This is a genomic window from Ruegeria sp. YTSA226 (assembly GCF_059609905.1).
Genome location: NZ_JBXWMQ010000007.1, coordinates 69,792 through 83,251, shown reverse-complemented (window position 1 = coordinate 83,251; position 13,460 = coordinate 69,792). Strand labels below are relative to the sequence as shown.

The window sequence follows — 13,460 nt, the reverse complement described above, 5'->3', positions numbered from 1 at the left end:
GAATTCATTCTGCGGGAGGACTGATTATGAAATTGAAGACGGTTTTGGGACTAACCGTTGCCGCTACCCTGGCCATGCCTGCTTTGGCACAGGAAAGAGGCGGCACACTCAACTTTGCACGCTATGACGGGTCGCGCCTGATTGATCCGATCTATGCGGATCGCAACCCTGATATCTGGATGGTCGGCAGCCTGTTCGACACCCTGCTGCGCAGCAGTGCCGACGGCAATTCCGTCGAACCCGGCCTTGCTGAGACCTATACAGTCTCTGACGATGGTAAAACGGTTTCGCTGACCCTGCGCGAGGGGATCAAATTCGCAAACGGTACGCCCATGTCAGGTGACGACGTAGTCTTTTCCCTCGATCGAGCGCGCAATCCCGACCTGAGCCCCTGGGCTGGCTTGCTGGGTTCGATCGACGCGGTTACCGCAGATGGAAACGCGATCACGGTTGCCCTTGGCGGCCCGGATCCAACCATCCTGTCCATGCTGGCCACATTCAACACGGCAATCGTGTCCAAAGCGGCCTTTGAGGCCGCAGAAGGTGCAACAGATCAGGAAAAATCCGCTGCGATATTTGCCGCCACAGCCGCCGGAGTAGGCTCTGGCCCCTTCTATCTGTGTGGCTTTGAACAAGGAGCATCGATGGATTTCTGCGCCAATGAAAACTATTGGCGCATGGGCGCAGACGGCAAAGCTCTGCCGTATCTGGATGCCGTACATTTTGAGATCATCCCGGATGACGCTACCCGCATTCTGAGTTTGCAGGCCGGAGAAGTTGATGCCGCAGAATTCATCCCGTTCAGCCGTGTGGCCGAGCTGGAGCAGGATTCTAACATCAACATGAACCTCTATCCGTCCACGCGGATCATCTATTCGCCAATCAATACGCGCGATAACCGAGCCGATGGTTCTGCCAACCCACTGGCCGACGCCCGCGTCCGGCAGGCGCTGAACTATGGCACCAACAAAGAAGCGTTGATCGGGCTGGTACTGCATGGCGCGGGTCAACCGATGAGCTCGCCGTTGATGGCCAAGGCTACCCAATATGCCGCCGACATGACCCCGCTCTATGGCTATGACGTGGACAAGGCCAAGGCATTGTTGGCCGAGGCCGGGTTTGCCGATGGAACCGAAATCACCTTTACCACGCTGGCAGGTTCTGCGGACGATGCAACCATCTTTGCGGCGCTTCAGCAGATGTGGGCTCCTCTGGGCGTCGATCTTGTGGTCGAGCAAGTGGACGGCGCAACACGCGGCGCTAAGAACCGATCAGGTGAGTTTGACATTCACACCTATGGCTGGGTCAACGATGTAAATGATCCCAGTCAGGTGGTGGGCTGGCTGGGCCACACACCCACGGCCAAGGCAGTAGGAACCGGCTGGGAAAACGCCGAGTTTAACACCCTGTTCGACGAAGCCGCCGGTGAAATGGACGCCGAGGCGCGCAAAGCGAAATTCGCCCGAATGCAAGAGCTCTATGCCGAAGCAGCCCCCCTGCTGTTCATGTATGAGACCCCCTTTGCCGTTGCAGTTGGCTCGGCTGTCGAAGGCTATGTCCAGACCCCTCTGGGCAACAATATCTTCGATCAAGCAACCGTCAGCCGCTAAGGTAAGACCCCTGGTCCCGCCGCTTTCAGGCGGCGGGACAAATTTGCGGAGCTCGCTTTGTCCAGCCTGTCCTATATCTTCAAACGACTCCTGATGATGATCCCGACCTTTTTTCTGGTCATGATCATTATTTTTCTTCTTGTTCGATTGCTACCGGGAGACCCTGCCATTGCGATGGCCGGTGATCGTGCCTCGGACGCCGACATCCAGGCCATCCGTGAACGGCTTGGGTTGACCGAACCTATGCTGGTGCAATTCTGGCTGTTCCTTACCAATACCGTGCAGGGCGATCTGGGTCGGTCTATCCTGATGCGCTCGGATGTGATCAATGTGATTTCTGACCGTCTTCCTATCACTGTCTTCCTGACCGTGTATTCGGTGGTTTTGTCGCTGCTGATTGCCGGTCCGCTGGCCTTTGTTGCTGCGCTCAACCGGGGCCGCTGGCCTGATGCGGTGATCCGCACCGTCTTTCAGATCGGGCTGTCGATGCCGGTGTTCTATATTGGCCTCGTTCTGTTGACCTTTCTGGCAGCACAGCTGCGCCTGTTTCCGGTCGGAGGATATGGCGACACCTTTACCGAGCGGCTCTATCACCTGTTCCTGCCTTCAGTGACCGTAGCGCTTTACACCTCGGCCATCATCATGCGGAACCTGCGCAGCGCGATTATCGAGGTTCTGGACGCCGAATATGTTCAGTTCGCGCGTGCCAAAGGCCTGCCGCCTCGTTTGGTTCTGGGTCGCCACGTCCTGCGCAATGCGCTGATTTCCACGGTAACCCTGCTGGGCCTGTCCATCGGCAATCTGATGAGCGGGACATTGGTCACCGAAACCGTATTCGCCGTGCCCGGAATGGGGCGCCTGATGCTCGAGGCTATCTTTGCCCGCGACTACCCCCTGATTCAGGGGCTGACCCTGACATTTGCTGTTCTGGTTTCCGTGGTTTTCCTGATGACCGACCTGTTTCAGAGTCGCCTTGACCCAAGGATGCGCCTGCAATGAGTGACGCGACCTTCAACAGCACCTCGCAGCGCCCCACCTTCATGCAGCGGGCCTTGCGCAAACCTGGGTTCGTGGCCGGGTGCATCATCATCGGGTTTTCGGTGCTGCTTGCCCTGTTTCCCGGCGTATTCGCGCCCTATGACCCAAGCGCAATCGACTATCTGGCCCTGCGCCAACCACCATCCTGGGCACATCCGTTCGGCACAGATCTGTTAGGGCGCGACAGCCTATCCCGCGTCATCTGGGCCTATCAGGTCAACATGCAGATGGCAATTTTCGGGACTGTATTCGCATTGGTCACCGGTATAACGGTTGGCGCGCTGGTCGGGTATTATCGCGGCATCGCGGACATGATCTTTGGCCGCATCGTTGACGCTGTAATCACCTTTCCTTTCCTGGTTCTTGTCATTGCCGTGGTTGCGGTTCTAGGGCCGGGCCTGATCAACATGTATATCGCGATTTCAGTTGTTTACTGGGTCTATTATGCGCGCCTGATGCGGGCCGAGGTGATCGCTCAAATGGGGAATGACTATGCCTCGGCCGGGGTGGTGATGGGATATTCCGACAGCCGCATCATCTTCCGCCACCTGCTGCCAAACGCGATAACGCCGGTTATCGTCTATTGGATGACCGACATGGCGCTGGTGATCTTGCTGGGGTCATCCCTTGGCTATCTGGGGTTGGGGGCGCAACCACCGCAGGCCGAATGGGGCGTGCTGATCGCCGAAGGGCGCAACTTTATCTCGACCGCCTGGTGGCTGAGCCTGATGCCCGGCATCGCCATCGTTCTGACCGGCCTTGGCTTTTCGCTTTTGGGCGATGGGCTTGCCGATCTGCTGAGACCGCGGGGATAGCGATGCAGGACCAAACGAAACTTCTAAAAGTAACCGGGCTATGCACAACCTTTCACAAGAACGGTCGCGCGTTGCCTGCGCTGCGCAATGTCAGTTTCGGCGTGAACCGGGGTGAGGTTTTGGGGCTGGTCGGCGAAAGCGGGTCGGGCAAGAGCGTCACGTTGCGCTCGATCATGGGGCTGGCGCGCCGCTATGGCGACGTGACCGGCCAGGTGCGCTGGAATGGGCGTGATCTGATATCCATGTCAGACAGGGCTCTTCGTCGGTTTCAGGGTCGCGAAATCGCGATGATTTTTCAGGAACCGATGACCTCGCTGAACCCGCTGCTGACAGTCGGACTGCAACTGGAAGAGACCCTGCGTGCCCATACCGACCTGCCCCGCGCCGCGCGCTTGGATCGGGCAATCGAAATGCTGGACCTTGTCGGCATCCCCTCGGCAGCGCAACGCTTGAAGGATTATCCTCACCAATTTTCCGGCGGAATGCGCCAGCGGGTCATGATCGCAATAGCGCTTGCCGCAGAACCCAAACTGTTGCTGGCGGATGAACCCACCACAGCTCTGGACGTGACCATTCAGGCCCAGATCCTCGATCTGATCCTGCGACTAGCGCAGGATATGGATATGGGGGTTGTGCTGGTCACCCATGATCTTGGCGTGGTTGCCCAGACTTGCGACAACGTGGCCGTTATGTATGCGGGACGGATCGTCGAACAAGGGCCGGTCCGCGATGTGCTGCGGGCACCGCATCACCCCTACACTGTGGGTCTGATGCGGTCTGTGCCCGAAAACATCGCTCCTCGCACGCCGCTATATTCTGTTCCCGGAGTGCCGCCCGCACTGGATGCCCTGCCTGCCGGATGCGCGTTTGCACCGCGCTGTGCCGCATGCATAGACGCCTGCGCGCAAGAGCGCCCAGCGATGACCCTGATCACCGATCAAAGACAGGTCGCCTGTTTCAACCCGATAACCAAAACCCAAGGGAACGCCGCATGACTGCCCTGATGCAAATCCGCGACCTGCATCTGCGGTTCCCAATGGGCCGCAGCATCGGCGATGTCATTTCGCGGCGTCCTGGTCGCGAAGTACGGGCGCTGAATGGTGTCAGCCTAGATCTGACCCGCGGCGAAACTCTGGGCGTCGTCGGAGAGTCCGGGTGTGGAAAGTCCACACTAGCCCGGTGTATCGTGCGCCTTCATAAGCCCAGCGACGGTTCAATCTACTTTGAAGGTCAGGACATATTCGACGGCGAAATCAAAGCTGACCGCACCTATAACCGCCGGGTTCAGATGATGTTCCAGGACCCCTATTCATCGCTCAATCCCCGGATGACGACAGAGCAAATTCTGGCCGAAGCCCTGAGCGTTCACAACATGCGCCCAGAAGCAGAAATTCCCGACCGTGTGGCCGAGTTGCTTGATCTGGTCCGCCTTCCGAAGGACGCGCAAGACAAGCTGCCGCACGAATTCTCCGGAGGTCAGCGTCAGCGGATCGCCATTGCGCGCGCATTGGCGGTCGAACCCGAAGTTCTGATTGCGGACGAACTGGTCTCGGCACTAGATGTTTCGGTTCAGGCGCAGGTGGTAAACCTGTTGCTGGACCTGCAGCGGGAACTTGATCTGACAATCCTGTTTGTGGCCCATGACCTGCGGCTTGTCCGTCATGTTTCAAACCGGGTCGCGGTAATCTACCTTGGGCGGATCGTTGAAATCGGCGACAGCGAAACTTTGTTTTCCGCCCCCTCCCACCCTTACAGCCAAGCTCTGCTTTCAGCCGCCCCTTCGCTGGACCCCGACAACCGCGGTGCCGTCAAGCGGCTTGAGGGAGAGCTGCCTTCACCACTGAACATGCCCTCAGGGTGTCCGTTCCATGTCCGGTGCCCTCACGCCAGCAACATATGCGAAACCAAAGTGCCTGCCCTGATGCCTTTTGAAAATCGTGGCGAGGTCGCCTGTCACCATGTTGAAGAGATAAATGCCGATGCTTGATGCCCCCGGAACCGACCGATCCGCGATTGTTTCGGCCTTGCGCGCAGAGCTTAAAGCACAAGGTCTGGATGCCTTTATCGTGCCCCGCTACGACGCACATCAGGGCGAATATGTTGCCCCTCATGATGAACGCCTCGCCTTTGTAACTGGCTTCAGCGGCTCGGCAGGCATGGCCATCGTCACACCCGAAACTGTCGCTTTGTTTGTCGATGGCCGCTATGTGGTACAGGCTGCAAACCAGTGTGCCGAGGCTGTTTTCTCGCACCATCATCTGTTTAACGAGCCGCCCGAATACTGGCTGGCCGCCGTTGCACAGAAAGGATGGAAAATCGGCTTTGACTCGATGCACCTACCGCCGGTCTGGTTTGACCGATTTGAGCGCGGGCTGGAAGGCAGCGGTGCCACGATGGTGGCGACAGCTTCAAATCCGGTCGATGCAATCTGGACCGACCAACCCGCTGCCCCCCAAGGACAGATCGAGCCATTTCCACTTCAGTTTTCGGGCCGGGCGGCGGGTGAAAAGATCTCGGATCTGGCCACTGAGCTAACACGCCGAGAGGCCGACTTGCTGGTGGAAACTCAGCCCGACAACATCGCCTGGCTGCTTAATGTGCGTGGCTCAGACGTGGCTTTCAACCCTGTTCCCAACTCTTTCCTTCTGTTGCAAAGCTCGGGCCAGGTTCACTGGTTCGTGTCTGACCAAAAACTGGATGCCGATGTCACTGACCACATGCCGGAAAATGTTTCGGTTCAGGCGCCGGATGGTTTTCTGTCTACACTCAGTGATCTTACAGCGCCCGGCCAAGCTGTGATTTTCGACCCCGATTTTTCGCCGACGGCGGTCAAACAAGTGCTGGAGCGTACCGGAGCAAAGGGCGTGCCGGTCAACGGATTGTTAAGCAAAACCAAAGCCCGCAAGAATACAACGGAACTGGAAGGGTTGCGCGCTTGCCATATCCGGGACGGGATCGCCTGGACCGAATTCTGCGCCTGGCTGGCGGCTCAGGTACAGAAACAGGCTGAACCGGTGACCGAGCGCGAAGCAGAACAGCGGGTATTGGCCTTCCGCAGCGTTCAGGATGGGTTCATCCACGAAAGCTTCAACACAATCTCGGCCGCCGATGGCAATGCCGCGATGTGTCATTACGCTACCGAGGTCGACAATACCGTTCCGATCCAACCGCGGGGCACATACCTGCTGGATTCCGGGGGGCAGTACGACACCGGCACAACGGATGCCACGCGCAGCTTTTCGTTCGGGCCTCAGCGGCCTGATGGATATGACCGGGCCTATACCGCAGTGTTCAAGGCCTTTCACGCTCTGGCCACGCTGCGCTTTCCTGCAGGCACACAGGGCCATCACATTGATGCAATCTGTCGCCGCCCGCTGTGGGATCTGGGATTGGATTATGACCACGGAACGGGTCATGGAATTGGCCACCGGTTGTCTGTCCATGAACATCCGCAGCGCATTGGCAAACCTTACAACCCGGTCGACCTGATGCCTGGCATGGTTATGTCGATCGAGCCGGGATATTACGAGGCCGGCAGGTTCGGCATTCGCATCGAAAACCTGTTCGAAATTGTCGAGGCAGATGACGGATTTCTGGAGTTCTCGAACATGACCTGGATCCCGATCCAGACGGATATGTTGATGCCAGATATGCTGAATCAGTCAGAAATTGACTGGATCAATGACTATCATGTCAAGGTTCTCAGACAGGTCGGGCCGCATCTTTCGCCTCTGGCCCTTAGATGGGCCCAGACGGCCTGTGCAACGCTGACCAAATAAACCAGAGTTTTGCCATCAGACCACCGTTCGAGGCGTCTTTCCTGCAAATACCGGCTGGACCCGGGCACCCTGATATTCGCAGGCGTTATCCAACCAGGCCAGAAACAGACGCGTGTTTCCAACAATGTGAGGGACAAAGCCGAAATCCGGTCGATTACCGGCCAGCTTTTGAACCAAAGAACCCGTTTGCAACACGAAGATCGCGCCCCCTACCACAACGGCGGCGCTGATTGTGGGCGAGGCTGCGATCTCATGGCTTTGGGTTCCGGCCACCCAAAGAGCAAATGCCAGACGCGTCATCGCCACCGTATCCGTGACGCGGCGCAAGCCAGGAAGGAAATAGGTGGATAGAGCCGTCGCGCATACAATGACAGCCATATAGATCAGGCCGATAACAACCGGGACGGGTAATCCGAAACGCGTTGCCTCTATATGTGAGTAAAGAGTGAAACCCGAGGCAAAAGCCAGAGCCGCAATCAGCGACAACCGCCGTCTTTCGAGACTTAGATGCCTTGTGACTCTTTTCACTGCGTCGACCCTCATGTTTTGTTGAGGATCTGTTTGAGATATGAATTTGTGATTGATCTGACGAAATAGCGGCGGAAGTTTGTCTTTGTCTCCCCTCACCATTCAATCGGTCGCCCAAATGACTTGGTTACGCCCTGCACGTTGGCCTTTTCACTCTGGTACGAGCGCAAAATCCAGCCCGGTTTAGGCCGCTGCAACCCGCTTCGGCGGCCCTGTGATTTCAGAAAAGAGGTTTGGCAGAATTCTCACCTCCTATGGTGAAAATCGCTCAAATTCATTCCGCTGGGCCCGTTTCAATGTCGCTTGCCTTCAGGATAAATGTGCTGTCGCTTCAATTTCCAACAAGGCCTCGTCTTCGACCAAACCCGCCACGATGATCATTGACATCGCAGGAAAATGCCTGCCGAAAACCTCACGATAGGCGGCCCCAACTTCGGCTTGCAGAGACAGATATTCGCGTTTGTCTGTTACGAACCAGGTCAGGCGGGTCACATCGCGGGCCGAGCCACCAGCGGCCTCGACAATATCAACGATATTCTGCAGCGCCTGTTTCATCTGTCCGATGAACCCGCCGCTGACAAATTTCTTGTTCGCGTCCCATCCTATTTGCCCGCCGATATGTAACGTTCCATCTTTGGTCAAAACGCCATTGGCATATCCTTTGGCAGGCAACCAGCCGTCGGGGTGAATTGTCTTGTGGCTCATAGCGCGTCGTCCCTGAATGCCTCGAGTTTTTTACGGATGTCTGCGGGCCAGGCCGTTGGACCGCCCTTTGAATCTACATGAACAAGCGTTGCTACGCTTGTCAGTCGCTCCTCTTGCGCACAACTGGCCACGACCGAGTATTCGGCTGAACTGCGTCCGATCTTTGTGATCTTCATCCGGAATATCAAATGGTCACCGTGACGGCTGGGCGCTGAAAATCGGGTTTGTATCTGTGCGGTAGGCACTGCGCCAACAGGATGAATCTCTTCAAACGGTTTGCACAGCACCTGATCGAAATAGGTCTCAACGCAATCATTGATCATCTCGAAATAGCGCGGGAAAAAGACAATCCCCGCCGGGTCGCAATGTTTGAACAGAACCTTTTGGTGGAATTCAAAAGTCATCAGACCCCCACATATTTTTCTGTGATGTCATGACCGAGATCCACCATCGCGCCAGACCAGACTGTTTTACCGCGCTCAAGAATGACCGCGCGGTCAGACACCAGCGCCAACTCTTTCAGAGACTTGTCGATCAACAGGATCGAAACATTGGTTTCCTGTTTCAGGCGATGCAAGACCGACCAGATTTCCTGTCGCACGATCGGAGCCAGCCCTTCGGTTGCTTCATCGAGGATCAAGAGCTGCGGATTTGTCATCAGGGCGCGCCCGATAGCCAGCATCTGTTGTTCTCCGCCGGATAGTGAGGCTGCCCTTTGGCCCTGACGTTCCTCTAACCGTGGGAACAGTTCAGCCACCTTCTGCAATGTCCAGGCACCGGGTCTGGCAGCGGCGATCAGATTCTCGCGCACCGTCAGGTCGGCAAAGCACCGGCGCCCCTCGGGTACCAGCCCGACACCAAGACGCGCGACCTTATAGCTGGGCAAAGCGTGCAGATTCTGATTGTTCAGCGACAGGGTGCCCTCGGACCGGATCATCCGGCAAATGGCTTTGACAGTCGTGGTCTTGCCCATCCCATTGCGCCCCATAAGGGCTGTAACCTCGCCCTGCGCCAGAGAAAGATCGACACCAAATAAAGCCTGACTGACGCCATATGTCGCGGTCAGGTTTTCTACCCGCAACAAAGTCATGCCTCATCCCCCAGATAGGCATCGCGCACCTCACGGCTTGCGCGGATTTCATCTGCCGTCCCGGTTGCAATCACCTTGCCATAGACCAATACGCTGATCCGATCAGCCAGCGCAAAAACGGCGTCCATATCATGTTCGACAAGCAGGATGGGCGCCTCTTCCCGCAGACCGTCAAGAAACCCGGTCAACCGCTTGGACCCTCCAGCGCCAAGCCCGGCCATCGGTTCATCCATGACAAAGACCCGAGGTGACAAAGTCAAAGCCACGGCGACTTCAAGCTGGCGGCGTTGACCATGGCTGAGATTTGCGCAACGCGTTTCGCGTTCATCGCCCAGGCCCACCCTTTCCAGCGCAGCCTCGGCCCTTTCGAGCAGCTCTGACCGTTTCAAGGCAGGTTTCCAGAACCGCCATACGAGGTTTTCCGCCCCCATGGCGCTCAACACGACATTTTCCAGAACCGTATCTTCCATGCACAGTTCAGATATTTGGAACGTCCGCCCCATCCCTGCCCTTGCCCGCTTTTGCGTGCCCAGGTCCGACACATCCTGTCCGCACAGCAAAACACGCCCCGAATCCGGTTGCAAACCTCCGCAAATCTGCTGGATCAACGTGGATTTTCCCGCTCCATTCGGACCAATGATGGCGTGGATCTCTCCTCGCCTGAGATCAATCGAGACGTTATCCGTAGCCTTTAACGCACCAAAGCTTTTGTTCAGACTCTCGGTGGCAAGGACGGGATCAGACATGTGCCCCCTCTTTCCCGGTTAGCAGCCCAATCAGGCCACCGCGACCAAACAGAACGATGCACAGCAGAACAATACCCAAATATACATGCCAGAAATCGGTTAGTTCACCCAGAAAATGCTCGAGCGCGACAAACACGCAAGCCCCAATTACCGGACCCATCAGGCGTCCGACACCTCCGATGATTATCAGCACAATCAATTCGCCCGAAAGCTGCCAACTGAACATAGACGGCGAAACGAACCGGTTGAGATCGGCAAACAGCGCCCCGGCCAGACCAGTGACAGCGCCGGACAGAACAAAGGCCAGAAGTTTCAGCCGCATGGGGTTCAATCCCACAGTCTCGACTCGCGCCGTAGATTGCCGTGTCGCATTAAGAGCCAGCCCGAATGGCGCGGCTTGCATCCGCGCAAACAGGAACAGGACGAGACATAGCAGCGCGAAACAGATGCCGTAAAACTGGATCGGATCCAATGTGTTGAGGCCGGGAAAACCGTTGCGAACATAGATGGATAATCCGTCTTCGCCCCCGTATTGCGCCCAAGAAATCGCGAAGTAGTAAAACATCTGTCCGAAGGCCAGCGTAATCATGATGAAATAAACGCCTGACGTTCTTAGGGACAGAAGACCGACGAAAAAGGCAGCAATGCCCGAAGTAAGCATCGCAACTATCCAGATCACGGGCATGGATTTACTGCCTTCGATAGAAATCAAGCCCAGATCCAGTGCCGTGTAGGTCTGCGCGTGATAGGTCAGAATGCCCATCGCATAGCCGCCGATCCCGAAGAAAACAGCATGGCCAAAGCTGACCAACCCCCCGATTCCCAGGATGACATTCAGACCAACCGCTGCAAGCGCCAAGATCACCGCCCGCGTCACAAGCGTGATTGTGAAGGGCTGGTCCGCGGCCAGCGCCCAAAGGGGCAGCGCCAGCAGGCCGGCGATCATCAGGCCATTGATGTATCTTTCATTCATTCTCATGCGCGGGCTCCGAACAGACCTGTTGGGCGCCAGATCAGGACCAATCCCATCAGAACATAGATTCCCATTGACGCCAGAGCCGAGCCGCTTTTCTGAGCGGCTCCCGGTTCCATGAACAGTTTGAACAGCTCGGGCAGGAAAACCCCGCCCAGCGTGTCGGTTAGCCCAACCAACAGCGCCCCGATGAACGCCCCCCGAACTGAGCCTATGCCACCGATTACGATAACCACGAAGGCCAGGATCAGAACAGGTTCACCCATGCCCACCTGTACCGACTGAATTGCCCCAACCAAAGCACCGGCAAGCCCCGCCAGCCCCGCCCCTAGTGCAAAGACCAACGTGTAAAGTTTCGAGATGTCGATGCCCAGTGCGGCAATCATTTCCCGGTCGTTCTTACCGGCCCGTATCTGCACACCCAAACGCGTGCGTTCGATCAGGGCCCACAAACCTACAGCAACAGCAAGACCAATCCCGATCAGGGTTAGGCGATAGAGGGGATATTCAATCCCGCCCTGCAGCGTGATCGGACCCGAAAGTGCAGCTGGAATATCCAGGAACAATGGGAAAGACCCAAAGACCCACCTTGTCCCTTCGGAAAAGATCAGGATCAGTGCAAAGGTGGCCAGAACCTGATCCAAATGTGGTGCCTGATAAAGCCGCCGGATAACGAGCATTTCTACGATCACCCCTGCCAGTGCGGCCGCAGCCAGAGCAGCAATCAAAGCAAGCAGAAATGACCCGGTCGCCCCTGCAACTGCTGCAGCGGCAAATGCACCCACCATGTACAAAGAGCCATGGGCCAGGTTGATCAGGCCCATCACCCCGAAGATCAGCGTCAGGCCAGCAGCCATCAAAAACAACATGACGCCGAACTGCAGCCCGTTCAGGATCTGCTCGATAATCAGGATCGAGGACATGGAAACTCCGGTGATCTGCCCGCCCACTTTTAGGGGCAGGCAGAAATTCAGTTACATTTTGCACTCGGCCGCGTAGGCATCAGAGTGGTTTTCAAGAGCTACGCCAAGGATCTTATTGGTAAATACATCACCTTCTTTGATCACTTCGCGCGCATAGATGGTCTGAACCGGATGATGGTTCGGGCCAAAGCTGAAATCCCCTCGTGTGCTGTTGAAATCCGCCGCCCTCAGCGCTTCGCGGAAGGCATCCACATCTGACGGGTCAGCCTTGTTAAGCGCGGCAAGCAACAGGTTGGCGGTATCGAATCCCTGACTGGCGTAAAGCGAGGGAAGACGTCCGTATTTTGCCTGAAAGCTTTCAACAAAGGCAGCGTTGGTCGGGTTGTCGATATCCTTGTTCCACTGCGAAGTGTTCACCACGCCCAGCGCCGCATCGCCTACCGCCTGCAGAATGCCCTGATCAAAGCTGAAGGCTGGGCCAACAACTGGAAGATCGATCCCGCTGTCGGCATATTGCTTCAGAAACGAAATCCCCATCCCGCCGGGCAGGAAGAAAAATACGCTATCCGCATCGCTTGCGCGGATTTGCGCGATTTCAGCTGCATAATCAGTCTGGCCAAGCTCGGTATAGATCTCACCGGCCAGATCACCTTCGAAAAAGCGTTTATAGCCAGTCAGCGCGTCGACGCCCGCCGGGTAATTCGGAGCAAGTATGAAGCTGCTCTTGTAACCCGCACCATTGGCGTATGCGCCCGCGGCCTCGTGCAGGTTGTCGTTCTGCCAGGCGACGTTGAAATAGTTCTGGTGACAGCCCTTCCCCGCCAGAGGTGACGGGCCCGCATTGGGTGACAGATAGAAAACGTCCTGGTTCACGGCGGCTGGCACAACCGCCATCGCCAGGTTTGACCAGATGATACCGGTCATCACATCTACACGTTCGGATTGGATCATCTTGTCTGACAGCTGTACCGCGATATCCGGTTTGCGCTGGTCGTCTTCGATCACCACCTCGATATCATCCCGCCCCGATTGAGCAATCGCAAGCATGAACCCATCCCGTACGTCGATGCCCAAACCGGCCCCGCCGCCTGAAAGCGTTGTGATCATCCCCACCTTAACTTCCGCTGTAACACCCGTCGCGCACAGCGCGGTGATCGCTGCAGCCGCCAATAGTCTCTTCATCGTCTTCTCCCTTCGTTGGCCCTATGAACGCGATTTATGTCATTATTCTCAACGTTCGGTCTATGCCTTTG

Annotated in this window: 14 protein-coding genes; 6 read left to right on the top strand and 8 right to left on the bottom strand. The window is 56.7% G+C overall.

The window, feature by feature from the left end; genetic code table 11:
- Positions 1-26: 26 nt before the first annotated feature.
- Genes AC2FFF_RS11770 through AC2FFF_RS11745 form a run of 6 tightly spaced genes read left to right on the top strand, consistent with a single transcriptional unit; the run spans position 27 to position 7,242 of the window.
- Positions 27-1,610, top strand: a complete 1,584-nt coding sequence (locus tag AC2FFF_RS11770) for an ABC transporter substrate-binding protein (protein ID WP_281973160.1) — start codon at positions 27-29, stop codon at positions 1,608-1,610.
- Between the two features lie 57 nt (positions 1,611-1,667).
- A complete protein-coding gene (locus AC2FFF_RS11765; RefSeq protein ID WP_142637818.1) occupies positions 1,668-2,609 on the top strand; it encodes an ABC transporter permease in 942 nt (313 codons plus the stop codon).
- Entirely contained in the window at positions 2,606-3,463 is an 858-nt protein-coding gene (locus tag AC2FFF_RS11760) for an ABC transporter permease (protein WP_281973161.1), read from the top strand. The genes AC2FFF_RS11765 and AC2FFF_RS11760 overlap by 4 nt, the downstream gene beginning before the upstream one ends.
- 2 nt (positions 3,464-3,465) lie before the next feature.
- On the top strand, positions 3,466-4,458 hold the full coding sequence (locus AC2FFF_RS11755; protein WP_281973162.1) for an ABC transporter ATP-binding protein: 993 nt from the start codon (positions 3,466-3,468) through the stop codon (positions 4,456-4,458).
- Positions 4,455-5,450: an ABC transporter ATP-binding protein gene (locus tag AC2FFF_RS11750; RefSeq protein ID WP_142637811.1), complete on the top strand. Its 996-nt coding sequence runs from the start codon at positions 4,455-4,457 to the stop codon at positions 5,448-5,450. The genes AC2FFF_RS11755 and AC2FFF_RS11750 overlap by 4 nt, the downstream gene beginning before the upstream one ends.
- Entirely contained in the window at positions 5,443-7,242 is a 1,800-nt protein-coding gene (locus AC2FFF_RS11745; RefSeq protein WP_281973164.1) for an aminopeptidase P family protein, read from the top strand. Before AC2FFF_RS11750 ends, AC2FFF_RS11745 begins: the two co-directional genes overlap by 8 nt.
- A 15-nt stretch (positions 7,243-7,257) precedes the next feature.
- On the opposite strand, the gene AC2FFF_RS11740 is transcribed toward AC2FFF_RS11745, so the two are convergent.
- From AC2FFF_RS11740 to AC2FFF_RS11705, 8 genes are all read right to left on the bottom strand, one after another.
- Entirely contained in the window at positions 7,258-7,770 is a 513-nt protein-coding gene (locus AC2FFF_RS11740) for a hypothetical protein (RefSeq protein ID WP_142637807.1), read from the bottom strand.
- Positions 7,771-8,079: 309 nt separating this feature from the next.
- The gene (locus AC2FFF_RS11735; protein WP_142637805.1) at positions 8,080-8,475 is read right to left on the bottom strand and encodes a RidA family protein; all 396 of its coding nucleotides are present in this window, start codon (positions 8,473-8,475) and stop codon (positions 8,080-8,082) included.
- Positions 8,472-8,879 carry an acyl-CoA thioesterase gene (locus AC2FFF_RS11730; protein ID WP_142637803.1) on the bottom strand — a complete coding sequence of 136 codons (408 nt, stop codon included), beginning with the start codon at positions 8,877-8,879 and terminating at the stop codon, positions 8,472-8,474. Before AC2FFF_RS11730 ends, AC2FFF_RS11735 begins: the two co-directional genes overlap by 4 nt.
- On the bottom strand, positions 8,879-9,565 hold the full coding sequence (locus tag AC2FFF_RS11725) for an ABC transporter ATP-binding protein (protein WP_271950007.1): 687 nt from the start codon (positions 9,563-9,565) through the stop codon (positions 8,879-8,881). Before AC2FFF_RS11725 ends, AC2FFF_RS11730 begins: the two co-directional genes overlap by 1 nt.
- A complete protein-coding gene (locus AC2FFF_RS11720; RefSeq protein WP_496678003.1) occupies positions 9,562-10,311 on the bottom strand; it encodes an ABC transporter ATP-binding protein in 750 nt (249 codons plus the stop codon). Before AC2FFF_RS11720 ends, AC2FFF_RS11725 begins: the two co-directional genes overlap by 4 nt.
- A complete protein-coding gene (locus AC2FFF_RS11715) occupies positions 10,304-11,284 on the bottom strand; it encodes a branched-chain amino acid ABC transporter permease (protein WP_271950103.1) in 981 nt (326 codons plus the stop codon). The genes AC2FFF_RS11720 and AC2FFF_RS11715 overlap by 8 nt, the downstream gene beginning before the upstream one ends.
- A gap of 2 nt (positions 11,285-11,286) precedes the next feature.
- On the bottom strand, positions 11,287-12,207 hold the full coding sequence (locus AC2FFF_RS11710; RefSeq protein ID WP_281973167.1) for a branched-chain amino acid ABC transporter permease: 921 nt from the start codon (positions 12,205-12,207) through the stop codon (positions 11,287-11,289).
- A 51-nt stretch (positions 12,208-12,258) separates the two neighbouring features.
- Positions 12,259-13,389, bottom strand: a complete 1,131-nt coding sequence (locus tag AC2FFF_RS11705; protein ID WP_281973168.1) for an ABC transporter substrate-binding protein — start codon at positions 13,387-13,389, stop codon at positions 12,259-12,261.
- Positions 13,390-13,460: the final 71 nt, after the last annotated feature.